General features: G+C 73.7%; 16 protein-coding genes. 11 read left to right on the top strand and 5 right to left on the bottom strand.

Annotation, left to right across the window (positions count from 1 at the left end):
* Positions 1-82 precede the first annotated feature (82 nt).
* The 7 genes from Q9R28_RS09985 (at position 83) to Q9R28_RS09955 (ending at position 8,610) form a co-directional block, all read left to right on the top strand.
* Entirely contained in the window at positions 83-1,159 is a 1,077-nt protein-coding gene (locus Q9R28_RS09985) for a sugar phosphate isomerase/epimerase (protein WP_235426493.1), read from the top strand.
* A gap of 135 nt (positions 1,160-1,294) precedes the next feature.
* The gene (locus tag Q9R28_RS09980) at positions 1,295-2,641 is read left to right on the top strand and encodes an ROK family transcriptional regulator (RefSeq protein ID WP_209683821.1); all 1,347 of its coding nucleotides are present in this window, start codon (positions 1,295-1,297) and stop codon (positions 2,639-2,641) included.
* The gene (locus Q9R28_RS09975; protein ID WP_066652463.1) at positions 2,638-3,684 is read left to right on the top strand and encodes an NAD(P)-dependent alcohol dehydrogenase; all 1,047 of its coding nucleotides are present in this window, start codon (positions 2,638-2,640) and stop codon (positions 3,682-3,684) included. Before Q9R28_RS09980 ends, Q9R28_RS09975 begins: the two co-directional genes overlap by 4 nt.
* Positions 3,685-3,852: 168 nt before the next feature.
* Positions 3,853-5,232 (top strand): MFS transporter, encoded by a 1,380-nt coding sequence (locus Q9R28_RS09970; RefSeq protein WP_311205988.1) that lies wholly within the window; start codon positions 3,853-3,855, stop codon positions 5,230-5,232.
* An 85-nt stretch (positions 5,233-5,317) separates the two neighbouring features.
* The gene (gene glmU / locus Q9R28_RS09965; protein ID WP_311205987.1) at positions 5,318-6,745 is read left to right on the top strand and encodes a bifunctional UDP-N-acetylglucosamine diphosphorylase/glucosamine-1-phosphate N-acetyltransferase GlmU; all 1,428 of its coding nucleotides are present in this window, start codon (positions 5,318-5,320) and stop codon (positions 6,743-6,745) included.
* A 55-nt stretch (positions 6,746-6,800) separates the two neighbouring features.
* Entirely contained in the window at positions 6,801-7,778 is a 978-nt protein-coding gene (locus Q9R28_RS09960; RefSeq protein WP_066652469.1) for a ribose-phosphate diphosphokinase, read from the top strand.
* 46 nt (positions 7,779-7,824) lie between these two features.
* Positions 7,825-8,610, top strand: coding sequence for a putative protein N(5)-glutamine methyltransferase (locus Q9R28_RS09955; RefSeq protein WP_311205986.1), 786 nt, complete (start codon positions 7,825-7,827; stop codon positions 8,608-8,610).
* Between the two features lie 16 nt (positions 8,611-8,626).
* Here the strand turns inward: Q9R28_RS09955 and Q9R28_RS09950 are convergent, their stop codons facing one another.
* Positions 8,627-10,228 (bottom strand): molybdopterin-dependent oxidoreductase, encoded by a 1,602-nt coding sequence (locus Q9R28_RS09950; protein WP_311205985.1) that lies wholly within the window; start codon positions 10,226-10,228, stop codon positions 8,627-8,629.
* A 139-nt stretch (positions 10,229-10,367) separates the two neighbouring features.
* On the opposite strand from Q9R28_RS09950, the gene Q9R28_RS09945 reads away from it, so the two are divergent.
* A complete protein-coding gene (locus Q9R28_RS09945) occupies positions 10,368-11,054 on the top strand; it encodes a hypothetical protein (protein WP_251155290.1) in 687 nt (228 codons plus the stop codon).
* Positions 11,055-11,198: 144 nt separating this feature from the next.
* On the opposite strand, the gene gndA is transcribed toward Q9R28_RS09945, so the two are convergent.
* Positions 11,199-12,671 (bottom strand): NADP-dependent phosphogluconate dehydrogenase, encoded by a 1,473-nt coding sequence (gene gndA, locus Q9R28_RS09940; RefSeq protein ID WP_311205984.1) that lies wholly within the window; start codon positions 12,669-12,671, stop codon positions 11,199-11,201.
* 113 nt (positions 12,672-12,784) lie between these two features.
* Between gndA and Q9R28_RS09935 the strand changes: the two genes are divergently transcribed.
* Positions 12,785-13,324, top strand: a complete 540-nt coding sequence (locus Q9R28_RS09935; RefSeq protein WP_311205983.1) for a gluconokinase — start codon at positions 12,785-12,787, stop codon at positions 13,322-13,324.
* On the opposite strand, the gene Q9R28_RS09930 is transcribed toward Q9R28_RS09935, so the two are convergent.
* Positions 13,311-13,556, bottom strand: a complete 246-nt coding sequence (locus Q9R28_RS09930) for an SHOCT domain-containing protein (RefSeq protein WP_209683798.1) — start codon at positions 13,554-13,556, stop codon at positions 13,311-13,313. The genes Q9R28_RS09935 and Q9R28_RS09930 overlap by 14 nt on opposite strands.
* Before the next feature lie 216 nt (positions 13,557-13,772).
* Here Q9R28_RS09930 and Q9R28_RS09925 point away from each other — a divergent pair, with 216 nt between their 5' ends.
* A complete protein-coding gene (locus Q9R28_RS09925; protein WP_311205982.1) occupies positions 13,773-15,191 on the top strand; it encodes a histidine kinase in 1,419 nt (472 codons plus the stop codon).
* Entirely contained in the window at positions 15,188-15,871 is a 684-nt protein-coding gene (locus Q9R28_RS09920) for a response regulator transcription factor (RefSeq protein WP_251155288.1), read from the top strand. Before Q9R28_RS09925 ends, Q9R28_RS09920 begins: the two co-directional genes overlap by 4 nt.
* Here the strand turns inward: Q9R28_RS09920 and Q9R28_RS09915 are convergent, their stop codons facing one another.
* Together Q9R28_RS09915 and Q9R28_RS09910 are read right to left on the bottom strand one after the other, a co-directional pair.
* The gene (locus Q9R28_RS09915) at positions 15,872-16,495 is read right to left on the bottom strand and encodes a class I SAM-dependent methyltransferase (RefSeq protein WP_311205981.1); all 624 of its coding nucleotides are present in this window, start codon (positions 16,493-16,495) and stop codon (positions 15,872-15,874) included.
* Positions 16,496-16,685: 190 nt separating this feature from the next.
* A complete protein-coding gene (locus Q9R28_RS09910; protein ID WP_311205980.1) occupies positions 16,686-20,096 on the bottom strand; it encodes an SdrD B-like domain-containing protein in 3,411 nt (1,136 codons plus the stop codon).
* Positions 20,097-20,183 lie beyond the last annotated feature (87 nt).

Raw genomic sequence — 20,183 nt, 5'->3', positions numbered from 1 at the left:
CCAGACTCGGCAGCAGCAGCAGCAGCAGCAGCAGCAGCAGCACGACGCGACACGACACGACAGGCGAGGAAGGACGACGACGATGACGACGACGGACGGAACCGGCGAGACCGGGGCGAGCGGCGCCTCCAGGCCGGACGGCGGCGGCCGCTCGACCAGGCCGGTGACCCTGTTCACCGGGCAGTGGGCGGACCTGCCCTTCGAGGAGGTCGCACGGCTGGCGGGCGAGTGGGGTTACGACGGGCTGGAGATCGCCTGCTGGGGCGACCACCTGGACGTCCGACGCGCCGCGACGGACCCGGCGTACGTGGCCGACCGGAAGGCGGTCCTGGAGCGCAACGGACTGCAGGTCTGGACGATCGCGAACCACCTGACCGGTCAGGCCGTCTGCGACGACCCGATCGACCAGCGGCACGAGGACATCCTCGCGCCGCACGTGTGGGGCGACGGCGACCCCGAGGGCGTCCGGCAGCGGGCGGCGGAGGAGCTGCAGTGGACCGCCCGTGCGGCCGCTGCGCTCGGGGTGTCGACCGTGACCGGCTTCTCGGGGTCGTCGATCTGGAAGACCGTCGCCGGGTTCCCGCCCGTGCCCCCGGCGATGATCGAGGCCGGGTACCAGGACTTCCACGACCGCTGGTCGCCGATCCTCGACGTGTTCGAGGAGGTCGGCGTCCGCTTCGCGCTCGAGGTGCACCCGTCCGAGATCGCCTACGACTACTGGACCGCGAAGCGGGCGCTCGAGGTGTTCCGGGACCGCCCGTCGTTCGGGTTCAACTTCGACCCGTCGCACTTCGTGTGGCAGGACCTCGACCCCGCCGCGTTCCTGCTCGACTTCGCCGACCGGGTGTACCACGTGCACTGCAAGGAGTCGGTGAAGCAGCTCGACGGCCGCAACGGTCGACTCGGATCGCACCTGCCGTGGGGCGACCCCCGTCGTGGGTGGGACTTCGTCTCCGCCGGGCACGGGGACGTGCCGTGGGAGCGGGTGTTCCGCGTGCTGAACCACATCGGGTACGACGGCCCGACGAGCGTCGAGTGGGAGGACGCCGGCATGGACCGACTCGTCGGCGGCCCCGAGGCGCTCGCGTTCGTGCGTCGCCTGGGGACGATCGCCCCACCGGACGCCGCGTTCGACGCCGCGTTCTCCCGCTCGCGCTGAGCCGCGCGCGGGTACGGACGGACCCGCGAGACTCGGCACCGCGGACAGTTCCGCGGTGCCGAACCCGCGAAGGTGTCCGCCGAGCCGAGACTCGGCCCCCCACACCACACCACACCACCACCACGAGGAGGACCCATGGCCAGGTCGGCCACGACCACGCCCGGGAACGTCGCGCGCGTCCTCCGCATCGTGCACGAGGGCGGGCCGGTCACCCGTGCCGAGCTCACCCGTCGGACGGGACTCAACCGGTCGACGGTCCTGGCGCTCGTCGGGGAGCTCGTCGAGCAGGGGTTCGTGCACGAGGAGCTCCCGGGAGCCGGGGCGGACCGTCCCGCCGGGGTCGGTCGGCCGAGCGCCGTCGTCCGGGCATCGCGCGACGTCGTGGCCGCCGCGGTGACCGTGGAGATCGACGCCGTCGCGGTGGCGCTCGTCGCGCTCGACGGCACCGTGCGCGACCGCCTCGTCGAACCGCAGTCGAGCGTGCCCGGTGCCGCCGCAGCGATCGACGCCGTGGCCCGTGTCCTCGCCACGCTGACCGCACGCGCCGATCCGGCACTGCGGCTCGTCGGCGTGGGCGTCGCTGTCCCGGGCATCGTCCGGGTCGAGGACGGGGTCGTCCGCGACGCCCCGCACCTCGGTTGGCGGGACGAGCCCTTCGCCGGGCCCCTCGCCGAGCGTCTCGGGCTGCCCGTCCGCGCGGCGAACGACGCGAACGTCGGTGCGTGGGCCGAACGGCTCTACGGCAGCGCGCGCGGCGTCGACGACCTCGTGTACCTCAACGGCGGCGCCAGCGGCATCGGCGGTGGGATCGTCAGCGCCGGCCGCCCGTTCAGCGGCGCGGACGGGTACGCGGGCGAGCTCGGGCACACCTTCGTCGCGGCGAACGGCATCCGCTGCCACTGCGGGGCGATCGGGTGCCTGGAGACCGAGGCTTCACGCGGGGCCCTCACCGCGGTGACCCGGACCGCGCCCGACGACCTGGACGCCCTCGCCGCCGCCCTGGCCGAGCGACACGACGCGGTCGAACGGGTCGTGGACCGCCAGGTGACCGCGCTCGCGACGGCGATCCGGAACGCCATCCACACCGTCGACCCGCAGGTCGTCGTGCTCGGGGGGTTCCTCGGCGTGCTGCTCGGGCACGTGGGGGACCGCGTCGAGGACGACGTCCGGGCGCAGACGATGGCCGCGATGACCGACCGGCTGCGCATCGTGCCGGCGGAGCTCGGCCGTGACGTCCTCGTCCGGGGCGCCGCCGAGCTCGGCTTCGCCGACCTGCTGCGCGACGGGACGCTGCCGACCACGACCGGCGCGACCACGACCGGCCCGAGCGGCGCGACTCCGACCGGCGCGACCACGACCGGCGCGACCACGACCGGCCCGAGCGGCGCGACCACGACCGGCGCGACCGGGACCCGCGCGTCCGACACCGACCACACCACAGCCGACCGCGACGACGCGGTCGAGGAAGCGAGATCCGCATGAGCACCACCTCCGACACCCAGCGCGCGAGCGTCCTGCTCGGCACCGAGGACCTGACGATCGAGGACCGCCCCGTCCCCGAGGTCGCCCCCGGCGACGTGCTCGTCCGCGTGGCCGCCGTCGGCGTCTGCGGCTCCGACGTCCACTACTACCGCCACGGCCGCATCGGCGACTTCGTCGTCGAGGAGCCCCTCGTCCTCGGCCACGAGCTCTCCGGCACGATCGCCGCGGTCGGCGAGGGCGTCGACCCCGCCCGCGTCGGCGAGCGCGTCGCCGTCGAGCCCCAGCGCCCCTGCCACCGCTGCGCGCAGTGCCTGGCCGGCCGCTACAACCTCTGCCCGCACATGCGCTTCTACGCGACACCGCCGGTCGACGGTGCCTTCGCGGAGTACGTGACGATCGAGGCCGAGTTCGCGCACGCCCTGCCCGACACGGTGTCCTTCGAGGCCGGCGCACTGCTCGAGCCGCTGTCCGTCGGCATCGCCGCGGCGCGCAAGGCCGGCATCGTGCCCGGCTCGAGCGTCCTGATCGCCGGTGCCGGTCCGATCGGGGTCATCTGCGCCCAGGTCGCCCGGGCGTTCGGCGCGACCCGCGTGGTCGTCAGCGACCTCGTCCCCGAGCGGCGCGAGCGTGCGCTGTCCTTCGGCGCCACCGAGGTCGTCGACCCCGTCTCGGTGGACGTCACGTCGGACATCGTCCCCGTCGACGCCTTCATCGACGCCAGCGGTGCGCCCCGTGCCGTCTCGGACGGCATCAAGGCCGTCGGACCGGCCGGCGCGGCGGTGCTCGTGGGCCTCGGCAACTCCGAGATGGTGCTGCCCGTCGAGCACATCCAGAACCTCGAGGTGACGGTCACCGGCATCTTCCGCTACACGAACACCTGGCCGGTCGCGATCGGTCTGGTCGCTTCGGGCCAGGTCGACCTCGACGCGCTCGTCACCGGGCGCTTCGGACTCGACGCGGTCCGCGAGGCCCTCGAGAGCGACACCGACCCGGCCTCGCTCAAGTCCGTCGTCTACCCGAACGGCGTGCCCGCGGGCGCGTGAGGACGCGAGCCGACGTGCGCGACGCGGGGTCGCGCCGTCCGGTGAGCGGTCGACGGACGGGAGGCGCGGTGCCGGCGGGTGCCGTCCTCCCGTCCGTCGTCCGGTCACCACGGCGAGCCGTGGCCGGGTCGGCCCCGCCGCGACACCGCGACGCGCTACGGTTCGGCCATGACCGCGACACCGGCGGCGGCAGTGCCGCGACGCACCGACCGGCGGGCACTCGTGTCCTGGGCGCTCTGGGACTGGGGGTCCTCGGCGTTCACCGCCGTCGTCACCACCTTCGTCTTCAGCACCTACCTGGCGAGTCGGGCGTTCGTCGACCCGCGGCTCGTCGCTGCCGAGGACTCGTCGACGGCCGCTGCGCAGACGGTCGAGCGGGAGCTGGCGCACAACGCCGCGACGGTGTCGACGGCCCTGACCCTGGCGGGGATCGTCGTGGCGCTCGTCGCACCCGCGGTGGGGCGGCTGGCGGACTCGTCCGGGCACCGCCGCCGGTCCGTGCTCATCGGGACGATCGGGGTGGCGCTGTCGATCGGGGCGATGGTGTTCGTCGCGCCGCAGCAGCCGTACCTGGTGCTCGGCGCAGCGCTCCTCGGCATCGGGACCGTCGCGTACGAGGTCGCCACCGTCGGCTACAACGCGATGCTCGGCCAGGTGGCGTCGGGCCCGCAGACCGGACGCGTCTCGGCGATCGGCTGGGCCGCCGGGTACTTCGGCGGGATCGTGTTGCTCGTCGTCCTGCTCCTGCTCTGCATCCAGGACTTCGGCACCGAGGGCGTCGCCGGCCTGCTGCAGCTGCCGTCGACCGTCGCGTCCGGGTCGTGGGACGTCCGGGTCGCGATCGGGATCGCCGCGGTGTGGCTCGCGGTCAGCTCGGTCCCGCTCTTCCTGACCGTGCCCGAGGCGGCGCCGGACCGTTCGCGCACGGGCGGTCTGCTCAGCGCCTACCGTGACCTCGGACGGCACGTCGCCCGGCTGTGGCGGGAACGCCGCAACGTCCTGGTCTTCCTGCTCGCGAGCGCCGTGTTCCGCGACGGCGTCGGTGCGGTCTTCACCTTCGGCGGCATCGTCGCCGCGCAGGTGTTCGGCTTCAGCCCGTCGCAGGTGATCCTCTTCGCGATCGCGGCGAACGTGGTGGCGGGTGTCGCGACCTTCGCCTCCGGGCGGCTCGACGACCGCTTCGGTTCCCGGGCGGTCATCACGGTCGCGCTCGTCGGGCTCGCGCTCACCGGCATCGGGGTGTTCCTGATCGGGAGCGCGACGGCCGGGTTCTGGGTGCTCGGGCTCACGCTGGCGATCTTCGTCGGGCCGGTGCAGTCGTCGTCCAGGGCGTACCTGGCACGACTCGCCACCCCGGGACGCGAGGGCGAGCTCTTCGGCCTCTACGCGACGACCGGGCGTGCGGCGTCGTTCCTCGCGCCGGCGCTGTTCGGCATCGCGGTGACGGTCGGCGGCTCGACGCGGTACGGGATCATCGGCGTGGTCGTGGTCCTCGTCGCGGGCCTCGTGCTCATGGCGTTCGTGCAGCGGGAGCCCGCGCGGGCGTAGCGCACGGTCCGCTAGCCCCACGCCGGGCCGGCGCTGCCGGTGCGGGTCGAGCACCCGGTCGGAGCACATGCGCCAGGATGGGTGCATGACCGACCAGCGGATCGCCGTCGTCGTCCTCGCCGCCGGGCAGGGCACGCGCATGAAGTCGTCCACCCCGAAGGTGCTGCACCGCCTCGCCGGCCTGCCCCTGCTGGCGCACGTGCTGCGCACGGCGTCCTCGATCGAGCCGGAGCACGTCGCCGTCGTCGTGCGGCACGAGCGCGAGCGCGTCGCGGCCGAGGTCGCCGAGCGTGCCCCCGGGGCGATCGTGGTCGACCAGGACGAGGTCCCCGGCACCGGACGCGCCGTCGAGGTCGCGGTGCAGGCGCTCCCGGCGGACTTCGACGGCTCGGTCGTGGTGCTCTCCGGGGACGTCCCGCTGCTCGACACGGCGTCGCTCCGACGCCTCGTGGACGCGCACGCCGGCAACGCCGTGACCCTGGTCAGTGCGATCGCCCCGGACCCGACGGGGCTCGGCCGGGTCGTCCGCGACGCCGCCGGGGCGTTCGTGCGCGTCGTCGAGCACAAGGACGCCACCGAGGCCGAACGGGCCATCACCGAGGCGAACGCCGGCATCTACGCGTTCGACGTGACCCACCTGCGTGCGGTGCTGCCCTCGCTCACCACGGCCAACGCGCAGGGCGAGAAGTACGTCACCGACGTCCCGTCGCTCGTCGCCGCGCGCGGGGGAGCGATCGACGTCGTCACGCTGACCGACCCGTGGCTCGTCGCCGGCATCAACGACCGCGCGCAGCTCGCCGACGCGGCGCGTGAGCTCAACGCCCGCCTCGTCCGTCGGCACCAGCTCGCCGGTGTCACCGTGCAGGACCCGGCGACCACGTGGATCGACGTCGACGTCACCGTCGAGGCCGACGCCGAGATCCTCCCCGGCACGCAGCTCGTCGGGGCGACGGCGATCGCCGCCGGCGCGGTGGTCGGACCGGACACCACGCTCCGCGACACCGAGGTCGGAGCCGGCGCGGTCGTGAACCGTGTCGACGCGACGCTGGCGGTCATCGGCGACGGCGCCACGGTCGGTCCCTTCGCCTACCTGCGACCGGGGACGGTCCTGGGCGAGCACGGCAAGATCGGCACGTTCGTCGAGACGAAGAACGCGGTGATCGGCCGCGGCAGCAAGGTCCCGCACCTGTCGTACATCGGTGACGCCGAGGTCGGCGAGGACTCGAACATCGGGGCCAACACGATCACCGCGAACTACGACGGCGTGCACAAGCACCGCACCGAGGTCGGCTCGAACGTCCGCACGGGCTCGCACAACGTGTTCGTCGCCCCGGTTAGGATTGGTGACGGGGCGTACACCGGCGCGGGTACGACCGTCCGCAAGGACGTACCGGCCGGGTCGCTGGCGATCAGCTACGCCCCGCAGCGCAACACCGACGGATGGGTCGAGGAACACCGACCCGGTTCGCCGGCGGCCGAGGCGGCTCGGCGCGCGCACGGCGAACAGATCTGACGGCGGTCGGGTCGATCGAGACGACCCCGAGCGGGTCAGGGAGTGAGCACCGCACTTGTCCGGAATCAAGACCACGGGCCAGAAACGACTCGTCCTCGTGTCGGGCCGGGCGCACCCGGAACTCTCGGCGCAGATCGCCGACGAGCTCGGAGTCGACCTGGTGCCGACCGATGCCCGGACCTTCGCGAACGGTGAGCTCTACGCCCGCTTCGACGAGTCGGTCCGCGGTTGCGACGCGTTCGTCATCCAGTCGCACACCGCGCCCATCAACGAGTGGCTCATGGAGCAGCTCATCATGGTCGACGCCCTGAAGCGTGCCTCGGCGAAGCGCATCACCGTCGTCGCGCCCTTCTACCCCTACGCGCGCCAGGACAAGAAGGGCCGCGGGCGCGAGCCGATCTCGGCCCGGCTCGTCGCCGACCTGTTCAAGGCCGCCGGTGCCCACCGCATCATGAGCGTCGACCTGCACGCCGCACAGATCCAGGGCTTCTTCGACGGCCCCGTGGACCACCTGTTCGCCATGCCCGTCCTGCTCGAGCGCTTCCAGCAGATCCTCGACCCGAAGACCCTGACCGTGGTGTCGCCCGACATGGGCCGTGTGCGCGTCGCCGACATCTGGTCCGAGAAGCTCGGTGCTCCGCTGGCGATCATCCACAAGCGGCGCGACCCGCTCGTGCCGAACCAGGTGTCCGTGCACGAGATCGTCGGTGACGTCTCCGGCCGCGTGTGCCTGCTCGTCGACGACCTCATCGACACCGGCCGCACCATCGCGAAGGCCGCCGAGGCGCTCAAGAACGCCGGCGCGACCGGCGTGGTCGTCGCGGCGACCCACGCCGTGTTCTCCGACCCGGCCACCGAGCTGCTGCAGAGCGAGTTCATCGACCGCGTCGTCGTCACCGACACGCTGCCCCTGCCCGAGGACAAGCGCTGGGACCGCCTCGAGGTCCTGCCGATCGCGCCGCTCATCGCCCGCGCGATCCACGAGGTCTTCGACGACGGGTCCGTGACCTCCATGTTCGACGGTGCCGCGTAGGCGGACCGGGCGCGTGTCGGGCGTGACCCGGCCGGCGGGCTGAGCCGTGCCTCCCGTCCACCCGGCACGCGCTGCCCTGGCTGCCCGTCTGCGTGCGACGGGCAGCGTGTTCGCCGAGGACGAGGCCGACCTGCTGCTCGAGGCCGGCGACGGCGATCCCGTGAAGCTGCGCGGGCTCGTGCAGCGGCGACTCGACGGTGAACCGCTCGAGGTCGTGCTCGGCTGGGCCGCGTTCGACGGGCACCGTGTCCGGGTCGTCCCGGGGGTCTTCGTGCCGCGGACCCGCACCACCGTCGTCGCCGAGCAGGCCGCGCGACGCCTGCACCGCTACGACCGGGTCGTCGACCTGTGCTGCGGTGTCGGGGCGATCTCGGTGGCGTTGCTCGGACGGGTCGGCGCACTCGACCTCGTCGCGGCGGACATCGACGCGGACGCCGTCGACGTCGCGGCGGAGAACATCGGCGACCGGGGGATCGTCGTCCTGGGCGACCTGTTCGCGCCGTTGCCCGAGCGCTTCCGCGGTGTCGTCGACGTCATCGCGGTGAACGCACCGTACGTGCCGTCGGACGCGCTGGCCACCATGCCGGCCGAGGCGCGGGAGCACGAGCGGCGCATCGCGCTGGACGGTGGACCGGACGGGCTCGACGTGCACCGGCGAGTGGCCGCGGGAGCGGGGGAGTGGCTGTGCCCGGGCGGCGCGGTCGTCATCGAGGTCTCGTCGACGCAGGCGCCGCAGTCCGCTGCGCTGTTCGAGGGCGCCGGGTTCACCGTGACGGTCGAGTCCGACGAGCAGGTCGAGGGCACCTGCATCGTCGCGGAGCTGCCCGCCTGACACTCGTCCGCCGGGGTCAGCCGGCGCTGACCTGCACCGTGTGCCACCCGGTCGCGCCGTTCGGCGCCGGCGGCCGCTCGACGCTCGTCTGCACTTGACCGTCGGCGCTGACCGCCCGGACCCGGATCGTGTGCGAGCCGGCGTCGGGCGTCCAGCGGTACACCCACTGTCGCCAGGTGTCGGCCGAGACGGAGTCGGCGAGCGTGGCGTCCTGCCACGCGCCGTCGTCGATGCGGACCTGCACGGCCTTCACGCCGGTGTGCGGCTGCCACGCGACGCCGGCAACCGCGACCTGCTGCCCGGCGGTCACCGAGGCACCGCCGCGAGGGGTGTCGATCCGCGACTCGAGCTTCACCGGCCCGCGCTCCGACCACCCGCGGGGTGTCCAGTAGCCCTGGGCGTCGGCGAAGCGGGTGACCTCGAGCTCCGTCACCCACTTCGTCGCGGAGACGTACCCGAACAGCCCGGGCACCACCATCCGCACCGGGAACCCGTGCTCGGCCGGCAGCGGTTCGCCGTTCATCCCGATCGCGAGCAGCGCAGCCGTGCCCTCGTCCTGCAGCACGTCCAGCGGCGTGCCCGCGGAGAACCCGTCGATGCTGCGGGACAGCACCATGTCGGCACCGTCCTGGACACCCGCACGAGCGAGCAGCTCACGGATCGGGTAGCCCAGCCACAGCGCGTTGCCGATCAGGTCGCCGCCGACCTCGTTCGACACGCAGCTGAGCGTGGCCATGTGCTCCTGCAGCGGGAGCGCCAGCAGCTCGTCCCACGTCAGCTCGACCTCGCGGTCGACGGCGCCGTGGATGCGGAGCGACCAGTCCGCGGGGTCGACGGACGGGACCCGCAGCGCGGTGTCGATCCGGTAGAAGTCGGCGTTCGGGGTGACGTAGGGCGTGATCCCGTCGACGTCGAGGGACGCGCCCCCGGGAACGGCGGGCGCGGTCGTCGCCGCACGGGGCAGCCGGACCGCCCGCCGTGCCGCTGCGGCGGCCTGCACCGCCGCGGTGCCGGCTCGCGACGCTCCTCCCACGACGATGGCCGCCACGGCCGTCGTCGTGCTCCACACGAGGAAGGTGCGCCGCTCGGTCGCCGCGGAGCGGGGCGAGGCCGACGGCACGGCGGTCGCTGCCTCCCACCGGCGGAGGTGGCGCAGGAGCACGCGGAGCACGACGATCGCGGCTGCGACGCCGAGGACCGTGGGCGCTCCGTCCCACGTGCCGCTGCCCGAGCGGGTGGTGACGGCGACCAGCGCGAGGACCGCACCGGCCGCGAGGACGAGCGCGCCGAACGGCGGCCGGGCACGTTCGAGCACACCGGCGCCGGCGCTGACCGCGGCCGTCACCACGGCCATGAGCACGAAGAGGGCGACCTTGTCCCCGGTGCCGAACAGGCCGACCATCAGGTCCTTCGCCGCCGGGGGAGCGAGGTCGATCACGGCGGAGCCGACGGCCACCAGCGGACTGCCCGCCCCGCCGAGCAGCAGCGCTCCGAGCTCGGCGACCGCCAGGAACGCGGCGATCGCGATCACGCCGCAGACCGCGGCGAGCAGGGCCGGGCGACGGACCGGGGTCGGGGTCGGTGCCTGCTCGGTGGTCGGTGCCGCTGACGTGCTCACCCGTGCAGCGTAGGTCGGCGCCACCGCGGATGGGCTGACAACAGCACGGCGGTGGACGCCTCGGTCCCGCTCCGCGCCGGGTTCGTCGGTCGTGCTCCGGGACAGCGCCGCCGACCGCGGCCGTGCGAGGATCGGGAGCGTGTTGGACCGACCAGACCGCGTGCCCAGCGGCCGCCGCGCGCACCGGCCGCGGACGCCGGGGAGCGCTGGCCGCCGGTTCGCGGTCCTGCGGTGGACCCTCGTCGGTGTCTGGACCGCGCTCGTCGTCAGCCGCATCGTGGTCGTGGCGGCAGCGCCGCAGACCGACCTGGCGTTCCTCGGCATCGCCGAGCTCGTCGCGATCTCCGTCGGCGTGGTCGGGCTCGTCGTCGCCGTCGTCCGCGCCCGCGCGATCCGTCGGCGACGCGCGGACGAAGCGCTCGCACTGGCCATCCGTCGCATCGACCCGACGGTCTGGCTGGTCCCCGCGGCGCCGACACCGGAACTGCGACAGGACGTGCTGCGGGCCCGCCCCGAGGCCACCCTGGGCGAGCGCGTGACCTGGGCGTTCGGAGCCACCGAGGCGTCGCTCTGGGAACTCGAGGAGCGCCGGGCGACGCGGCTGCTCGTGATCCGCTGGAGCCGGATGGTGCACGTCGGGGTCGAGGACGTCCCGGGGGAGCGCGACGCGAGCGCCGTGGCGATGCACTACGTCCGACCGGACGACTCCGCTGCCGTCGCGACGTTCTTCGTCCGCTCGTCGCCCGGGTCCCGACGGCTGCTCGGACGGGGACCTCGGCTCGAGCGACTCGTCGCCGACCTCGCGCGGGAGCGGATCGTGGCCTGACCGCGTCGCCCGTGTCCGGCCCCGGGGCCGAACGGATCGACCGACCGGCCGCGGCAGCTGCCTCCTCCGGCCGGGCGGGAGCACGCCCCGCCGACCCGGCGGCAGCAGGCCCCGCCGTCCGACGGGGCCTGCTGCCCGACCGGGTCAGTGCGTGGAGGGTTCCTGCTCGACCTCGCGCCGGCCGTCCTCGGACCACAGCGTGTGGAACGTGCCGTCCTTGTCGACGCGCTGGTAGGTGTGCGCTCCGAAGAAGTCACGCTGCCCCTGGATGAGCGCCGCCGGCAGTCGATCGGACGCGAGCGAGTCGAAGTACGCCAGCGCGGACGAGAACCCCGGGGCGGGGATGCCGGACGCAGCGGCGATGCCGACGATGCGACGCCAGGCCGCTTCGCCCTCGGCGACGGCGTCCGCGAAGTACGGGTCGACCAGCAGGCTCTCGAGCGCGGGGTTCTTGTCGTACGCCTCGACGATGCGGTTGAGGAACTGGGCGCGGATGATGCAGCCACCGCGCCAGATCTTCGCGACCGCGCCGAGGTCGATGTCCCAGTCGTACTCCTTCGCCCCGGCGATGATGAGGTCGAAGCCCTGCGCGTACGCGACCACCTTCGACGCGTACAGCGCGGCCCGGACGTCGTCCTCGAACGTGTCGGGGACGTCGACCACGTCCGGTCGGCTCGTCACGGAGCGCTGGACGGCTGCGCGCTGCGACGGCTTCGAGGACACCGCGCGGGCGAAGACCGCCTCACCGATGCCGGAGACGGGGATGCCGAGCCCGACCGCGTTCTGCACCGTCCACACACCCGTGCCCTTGGACCCGGCCTCGTCGCGGATGACGTCGACGAGCGGCCTCCCGGAGTCGGCGTCCTGCTGCTTGAGGACCTCGCCGGTGATCTCGATCAGGTAGGACTCGAGGTCGCCCTCGTTCCACTTCTCGTAGATCTGGACGAGTTCGTCGACCGAGTGTCCGCCGGCACGACGGAGCAGGTCGTAGGACTCGGCGATCAACTGCATGTCCGCGTACTCGATGCCGTTGTGGACCATCTTGACGAAGTGACCGGCGCCGTCGGTACCGATGTGCGTCACGCACGGCTCGCCCTCGGCCACCGCGGCGATCGACTTCAGGATCGGGCCGAGGGTCTCCCACGCCTCGTCCGAGCCGCCGGGCATGATCGACGGGCCCTTCAGCGCGCCCTCCTCGCCACCCGAGATGCCGGTGCCGACGAAGTTCAGGCCCTGCTCACGCAGGTCGTGCTCGCGGCGGATGGTGTCGTGGAAGTTGGCGTTGCCGCCGTCGACGATGATGTCGCCTTCCTCGAAACGGTCGGCGAGCTGCTCGATGACGGCGTCGGTGCCCTTGCCCGCCTGCACCATGATGATCGCGGTGCGCGGCTTCGACAGCGACGCGACGAAGCCGTCGATGTCCTCGGACGCGATGAACCCCATGTCGCCGTGCTCGTCCAGCAACTCCTGGGTGCGCGCGTAGGTGCGGTTGTACACCGCGACCGTGTTGCCCTCGCGCGAGGCGAGGTTGCGGGCCAGGTTCGACCCCATCACCGCCAGACCGACGACACCGATGTTCGCCGTGCCGCCGTCGTCGTGCTGTTCGTTGTCCGCCACCTGAGTCTCCTTCGTCCTGACGTGTCGCGGCCCACGGTACGACCGACACCTTGGGTCGGCACGGGGATCCGGTCAACTGGGGACGGGAAGCGGACGACCCGTACTGTGGAGGGATGACCGACCACGACGTCCTCCCGCCCGTGCTCGTGATGGGTGTCTCCGGCTCGGGCAAGTCCACGATCGGTCAGGCGCTGGCCGACGCGCTCGCCGAGCAGGGCCAGCCGAGCACGTTCGTCGACGCCGACGACCTCCACCCGGCCGCCAACAAGGAGAAGATGCGGCAGGGTACGCCGCTGACCGACGAGGACCGATGGCCGTGGCTGGACGCCTGCGCGGCACGGATCGCCGAGGTGCAGGCGTCGGGGCGCCGGTGCGTGATGGCGAACTCCGCGCTGAAGCGCGCCTACCGCGACCGGCTGCGCAGCGCGGCTCCCGACCTGGTGATCGCCTTCCTCGACGGCTCGCACGACCTCATCGCCGAGCGCCAGGCGCACCGCCACCACGAGTACATGCCGTCGTCGCTGCTCGACTCGCAGTTCGCGACCCTCGAGCGGCCCCAGCCCGACGAGACCGTCGTCGCGGTGTCCATCGAGGGGTCGGTCGACGACACCGTGGCGACGATCACGTCGGCGCTGGCGGTCACTTCCGGCTGAGCTCCGCGAGCCGCGAGCGGTACTCGTCCGCGTCGATGTCACCCCGGGCGAACCGGTCGGCGAGGACGGCCCGGGCATCGGACCGCGCCCGCCAGCCGCCGCGACGCAGGACGCCGAACACGACGGCGGTGGCCAGGAGCACCAGCAGGAAGAACGCCGGGAACAGGAAGAAGGGCGGCCCGCCGTGCCCGAGGGGGCCGACGGCGGCGAAGGTGGTGAGAGCGGTGTGCACGGTTGCCTCCTGGGCGGATCGTGTCGCCCGGTCGGGCGACGTTCCCAGCATCCGGTCCGGAGGCTCGTCCCGCGTCCGCCACGGAGGCCGACTCCCGCCTGCTCCCGCAGCCGTACGACCGGTCCTCCTGCACCGCCGACTACTCCCGTGTGAGTAGTCCACAGCTCCTGCCACGACCCGATGCCGTGCCGCCGAGGCGACCCTAGGCTCGGACGCATGCACCGCACCCCCACTGCCGCCGCCGAGGCGACCGACGACCAGCGAGACGGCGTCCGTCGCTTCGCCCGGTTCGGTCGGGTACTGCCGGTCGCACTCGTGCAGATCGTGGGGACACTGCTGGCGGCGCGTTTCCCGACCGGGCCGACCGACACCGTCGGCCCTCGCGGTGGCCCGCCCTGGGCGACCCACGTCCTCGGCTCCTCGATCGTCGACGCAGCGCAGCCGGGTCCACTCGCGATCGTGCTGCTCGTCGTCGGGGTGCTCGTCCTGCCGTGGCGCTGGCGGTGGCCGACGGGCGTCCTCGCCGTGACGCTCGTGACGACGATCGGCTACGCCTTGCTGGTCAGTCCGCGGGGGCCGTTCGTGGCCGCGCTGACGATGGCGGCGGTGAACGCGTGGCTGCACGGGCGCCGCACCGCAGTGGGTGTCGCGCTCGGACTGGCCGTCACGGCGCTGCCGACCGCCGACGAGTTCCTCGGCCGTGCACCCGCGCGGAACCTCGACGCGGTCGTCCTCGCCGTCGCCTGGGCAGCGGTGACCCTGTCCGTGGCGGAGCTCGTCCGCGTCCGTCTCGACCGCGTCGCGGACCGACGGCGTCGGCGCGCTGCCGCAGAGCAGGAACGCGCCCGTGACGAGCGCGTCCGCATCGCCCGTGAGCTCCACGACTCCGTCGCCCACAGCATGTCGCTCATCAACCTGCAGGCGGGTGTCGCGCTCCACCTGGGGTCCGCGCTCCCCGAGCAGACCCGCACCTCGTTGGCCGACATCCGTGAGACGAGCCGCGAGGCACTGGTCGAGCTGCGGACGATCCTCGGGGTCCTCCGGTCGGTCGACGGGTCCGGGGACCGGGACGTTGACAGGACGGACGGACCGACCGGCGGAACGGCCGACCGCGGGTCCGCCGGGAGCGAGCCGCTCCCCGGCGCCGCGGACCGCACCCCCGTCCCGGGGCTCGACCGCCTGGCGGACCTGGTCGAGCGGGCACGCGCGGCCGGGGTTGACATCAGCGCGACGGTCGACGGTGACCCTGCACCGGTGGACCGGACCACGGACCGCACGGCCTTCCGGATCGTGCAGGAGTCGGTGACGAACGTGATGAAGCACGCTCCCGAGCACCGCGCCCGCATCGCGGTGCGGTTCGGACCGGAGATCGTGGACCTGTCGGTCGAGGACTCCCCGGCCCCGGACCGTGACCCGGCCGACGCCCGGGTCACGCCGCTGCTCGGACCGTCCGGCAACGGCATCATCGGGATGCGCGAGCGGGCCTCCGCCGTCGGTGGCACCCTGTCGGCCGGACCCACGCCGGACGGCGGGTGGCGCGTCGTCGCACGACTGCCCTCGACCGTCGTCGTGCGGTCGTCGGACTCGGCCGAGCACGAGCACGAGCACGAGCACGAGGACGAGGAGCGATCGTGACGACCACCGACGAGGCCATCCGGGTCGTGCTCGTGGACGACCAGGTGCTCATCCGCGCCGGGCTCCGCGCCCTGGTCGACGCCGAACCGGGGATGACCGTGGTCGGCGAGGCCGGCGACGGTGACTCGGCCGTCGCGGCGGTCCGGCGTGAGCGTCCGGACGTCGTGCTGATGGACATCCGGATGCCGGGCACGGACGGGCTCGTCGCGACCCAGCGCATCTCGGCGGATCCGGACCTCGACGGCGTGCACGTGGTGATCCTCACCACCTTCGAGGAGGACTCGTACGTGTTCGAGGCGATCCGTGGCGGTGCGGCCGGCTTCCTGGTGAAGGACACCGAACCCGCCGAACTGCTCCGCGCCGTCCGTACCGTGCACGCCGGGGAGTCGTTGCTGTCGCCGGGTCCGACGCGCTCGCTCGTCGCCGCCTACGCGACGCATGCGAAGCCGTCCGCGCTGGCCCCGTCCCTCGACGTCCTCACCGAACGCGAGCGCCAGGTCATGCAACTCGTCGCCCTCGGCCTGACCAACACGGAGATCGCCGAGCGGCTCTTCGTCAGTCCGATGACCACGAAGACGCACGTCTCGCGCGCCATGATCAAGCTCGGTGCCCGCGACCGCGCGCAGTTGGTCGTCTTCGCCTACGAGACCGGGCTGGTCACTCCGGGATGGCAGCCGTGATCAGGCCCGGTGCGCGACGACGGCCGCGTGCGGGCGCGCTCCGTCGTCGGTGCGTCGGTGCACGGCGTCGACCGTCAGACCCGCGTCCTCGATCGCAGCGACCATCCGCTCGACGGGCCATCGGTGGGCGGTCGTCACCGCGTGGTCGAACGGCTCGAGCGTCGGACCCTCGAAGAACCCGACGAGCAGCCCGCCCCCCGGCGCCAGGATCCGGCGGCACTCCGCGAGCGCGATCGGCACCCGGTCCGGACGGTGGTGCACGAGCGAGTACCAGGAGAGCACACCGCCGACACCGCCGTCGGACAGACCGGTCGCCTCGATCGTCCCGCTCCGGAAGTCGACCTCGGGAGCGGCAGCGCGCGCGAGCTCGACGAACCGCGGTACGGGCTCGATCCCGATGACGGCGTGGCCACGGCGGTGCAGGTGCGCGGTCCAGTGGCCGGGTCCGCACCCCACGTCGAGCAGGAGTCCGTGCGTCGTGTCCGCCCAGTCCTCGACGAGCGTCCGGTCCTCGGGGTGGACGGGGTCCATCGACCCGAGTACCTCGGCGTACTCGTCCGCCCGGTCGTCGTAGGCCGCCACCACACGGGCGTCCGCTCGAGCTGCTGCGCTCGGGGCGCTCATCGAGGCAGGGTCCACGGGGCGACGCTACCGCCGACCGCCGACCGCCGACCGCCGACCGCCGACCGCCGACGTACCGACGGGCGCACGACCGGGGCCGCTGCTGCCCCACGGTGAGCGGGGGGCGCACGCCAGCGGGGTCGAGCCACCCGGAGGTGACCCGACCCCGCCGTGCGGAGCGCCGCATGCCGGGTCAGTCAGACGACCGACGGGACCGTCGTCGGCTGATGAGCACGGTCAGCCCGGGCACGAGGAGCGCGAGCGCCAGCGCCACCGCAGCACCGACGGTCGTCCCCGTGTAGGCGAGTCGGCCGGCGGACAGGGCCTGCGCCGCGCCGGTCCGCTCGTGACCGCTGCCGATCGGCGCGTCACCGCCCGCCTCGGTACCGGTGCCGGCGCCACCCGGACGGCCGCCGTCACCGTCACCGGGGTTCCCCGGACCACCGGTCCCGTCGCCTGCTCCCGGGTCCCCGCCGTCGTCCCCACCACCGCCGTCCCCACCGTCGCCGGGTCCGGCCTCGACCAGGCCGGCATCGACGGTCGTGTCGCGGCGCACCCCCACGAGCGCACCCTCCGCGCTCGTGACCCGGTCGATCATGACCGCCGCGGTCTCACCGTCCGGTCCGGCGTCGGAGTCGACCGCCGGGTCGTCGCCGACGTGCTCCTCGGTGAAGTGCATGCCGTCGGGCGCCGTGAAGTGCACGCGGTAGTCGCCCGGCCGCAGCCCGTCGAAGCGGTACCCGCCGTCGTCGTCGGTGGTTGTCCGCCGCTCGACCGCGTCACCGTGGTCGTCGGTCCCGGTGAGGGTGACGGGGACGCCCCGGACGCCGGGCTCGTCGTCGTCCTGCAGGCCGTCGTCGTTCCGGTCGTCCCACACCCGGTCACCGATCATGCCGGCGACGACCCCGACGGTCGACGGGTTCGACTGCACCGGAAGCGCCAGGTCGGACGTCCGCAGGCCGAACCGGTTCACGTAGCGGTCGCCGTCGTGCGCGCCGCTCGTCGCGAGCACGAGCCGGTGCGTGACGGTCTCGCCGGCGGGGACCGGCGTCTGCCGTTCGATCCGGACGGCGGTCACCCGGTCGAGTGCGTCCGGGCAGCCGCTCGCACCGAACTCGTCCTCGGTGCACCAGCGGGTCGTACCGCCGGGCTGGTTGCTCGGGTCGGCACCGTCGGGGGAGACGTCGGCGGCCTCGGCGTCGGTGTACCGGACGACCTCACCGGCGTCGGGGTCGGTGGGGACCGGCGCCGCGAGTCCGACGGTGCCGTGGAAGTCCGAGCCTCGTGCATCTCCGTGGTGCGGGAGCACGTCGATCAGGTCGAGGCCGCCGATCGCGGCGTCGTCGGTGTTCGTGACGTCGAGGTCCCACTCCGGATCGTCGCCGGTCACGACGACGGGGGCAGGCGTGCGCTTCTCGACCCCGACCCCGCCGGTGGTGACGACCTCCAGGCCGCGCTCGGCGGTGCGCCAGCGCTCGTCGGACCGGTCGGCCGGTGACGCCACCGTCACCGTGTTGCTGATCGGACCGGCCGGCGCCGAGCGGTCGATCCGCGCCGTGTAGGTGATCGGGGTGATGCGGCTGTTCGGTTCCACGTCGTGCAGCGTCCAGGTCAGACGCTGGTGCTCCTGGCCGTCGGCACCCGGCACCGTGTCGACCTCGGGGGTCCTCGACGCACTGTCCTCGACGTACGAGGTGTGCGCGGGCAGGACGTCACGGACGGTCACGTCGGTGGGGCGACCGTCGGCGAAGCCGTTCGTCAGGGTCGGACGGAGCGCGTAGTCGACGGTGTTGCCGGGGACGACCGAGCTCGTCCGGTCCGGGGTGTCCGCAGCGTCGGAACCCGGATCGACGACGACCTTGCCGACGCGGACCAGGTCCTCGGTGAGCTCCACGCTGTCGGCCAGCCCGCCGGCACCGAGCCCGGGGTCCTGGTGGTCGTGCACCCACTCGGGCCGGTGGTCACCGAAGCGGGCGTGCCCGAAGTCGTACACCCGGGTCCCGTCGGGTGCGCGCTGCGTCGTCACCGTGGAGTACAGACCGCCGCTCGCGCCGCCGGCCAGGTCGCCGGTGACGCGGACCGCCCCGACCGCCGCGATGCCGCCGGGGACCTCCGCCGGGTCGTCGAACCAGGGGCCGTCGCCGTCGTCGCAGGTGCGGACCTGGCCTGCCGCCGGTGACGCCATGTCGTACGCGGCGTACTGCACGTGCGCGTGCTCGAGGCCGCTCGACCACGCAGGAGCCCGCCCTGCCACCGTCGTCAGGCGCTGCGTCCGGCGGTCGAAGGTGTCGCAGAGCGCTGCGCCGCGGAAGGGTGCGAGACCGGTGTTCGCCATCGTGACGTCACTGCGGAGTCGGGTGCCGCCCGTGGCCCACGGGTCTCCGTCCTTCGCCGATCCGGCGGTCACGCCGCTGCCGTCGCTCCCGAGGCGCCAGAGCCGCTTGCCTGCGCTGCCCGGTCCGAGCTCGACGAGGTTCCGCCGGGCGCTGTTGTCGGCCGTCGGCTCCGCGCCGCCGGGGAAGTTCGGGGTCCCGCTGACCGAGGTCGTCTGCAGCGGCGTGAAGGTGTTCACCGACTCGACGGACGTCGGCACCGACGGGGTGGGCATCCACAGCGAGATCCACCCGCTCACGACGTACGGCTTCGCGCCGCCGCTGATCGGGCCGCCGCCGATGTTGCGCCCCGGCATGCGCGCGGCGTCCGTCACGGCGCCGTGGATCGTCACGTCGACCTCGCCGCCGGGCGCTGCCTGCGTGCAGGTGACGGTGCCGGAGTCGGCCACGGCTCGGTCGCCTCCGCCGCGGCCGCCCGGCAGACCGCCGAACTGCACGCCGTCCTCGCCGTTGCGGCCGCAGGCGGGTCGACCGCCGTTCCAGAGCACCGCACCCGACGGTCGGTCGCCGAGCAGGTGGGACAGGTCGTCGGTGAAGTGCATGTCGCCCGTGCTCCGCTCGAACCCGAGGAGGCCCTGCCCGGGGACGGGGGACTGCCAGTCGACGGTGATCGGGTAGCGCAGTTGCACGCCGGGGGTGCCGTCCGGCCCCGGCACGTCCGTCCGCAGGGTCGAGCCCACCACGGCCTTGCTGAGGTTGTACCGCGGCGCGGCGGACACGACGGTCGTCGCCGACGTGACCGGTGCGGTGGGCTCGGCGTCGTCCGCGGTCACGGTGCCGGTCACGGCGATGCGGTCACCGTTCCGCAGGTCCCCGGAGACGTCGAGCACGGCCGGCACGGCGACGGCGTGCCCCGAGGGGACGTCGCCGAGGTCGCAGGTGAGCCGCTGGCCCTCGACCGTCGACCCGGCACCCGTGCACGCGAGCGGGACCCCCGCCCAACCCGTGCCCGCCGGAGCGTCGAGGACGAAGCGCTCGTGGTGCGCGGTCCCGTCGCCGGCGTTCACCGTGACCCGGTACGTGACGGCGTCGCGGGTCCGGACGATGCCGTTCGCGGGACCCCGGTCCCCGCCCGGGCCGTCGTCCGGCGTGAAGGGCCCGCGGCCGTCGGCGGCGACCTCGACGGCCAGGCCGACCACCGCTGCCGGCGCGGTCGCGGCAGCGGCAGCACCGGCCGGTCCGAGCAGGACGGAGGGGACCGCGAGGGCCACTGCCCCCAGGGCGCCGACCGCGCGGCCGAGCGAGGGCGGCCCGTCGGGTCGGCCGGGTCGGCCGGAGCGGGCAGGGGCGGGCGAGGG

It is taken from the genome of Curtobacterium sp. BRD11, from assembly GCF_031844345.1.
In the GTDB taxonomy this organism is placed as follows: domain Bacteria; phylum Actinomycetota; class Actinomycetes; order Actinomycetales; family Microbacteriaceae; genus Curtobacterium.
Note: the sequence above shows the minus strand (reverse complement) of the source record. Positions and strands in the feature narration are given on the sequence as shown.

What these genes read in the sequence shown, in the direction of transcription:
- Q9R28_RS09985 (WP_235426493.1), top strand. Translation starts at nt 83, where the DNA reads ATGACGACGACGGACGGAACCGGCGAGACCGGGGCGAGCGGCGCCTCC.
- Q9R28_RS09980 (WP_209683821.1), top strand. Translation starts at nt 1,295, where the DNA reads ATGGCCAGGTCGGCCACGACCACGCCCGGGAACGTCGCGCGCGTCCTC.
- Q9R28_RS09975 (WP_066652463.1), top strand. Translation starts at nt 2,638, where the DNA reads ATGAGCACCACCTCCGACACCCAGCGCGCGAGCGTCCTGCTCGGCACC.
- Q9R28_RS09970 (WP_311205988.1), top strand. Translation starts at nt 3,853, where the DNA reads ATGACCGCGACACCGGCGGCGGCAGTGCCGCGACGCACCGACCGGCGG.
- glmU (WP_311205987.1), top strand. Translation starts at nt 5,318, where the DNA reads ATGACCGACCAGCGGATCGCCGTCGTCGTCCTCGCCGCCGGGCAGGGC.
- Q9R28_RS09935 (WP_311205983.1), top strand. Translation starts at nt 12,785, where the DNA reads ATGACCGACCACGACGTCCTCCCGCCCGTGCTCGTGATGGGTGTCTCC.
- Q9R28_RS09925 (WP_311205982.1), top strand. Translation starts at nt 13,773, where the DNA reads ATGCACCGCACCCCCACTGCCGCCGCCGAGGCGACCGACGACCAGCGA.
- Q9R28_RS09915 (WP_311205981.1), bottom strand. Translation starts at nt 16,495, where the DNA reads ATGAGCGCCCCGAGCGCAGCAGCTCGAGCGGACGCCCGTGTGGTGGCG.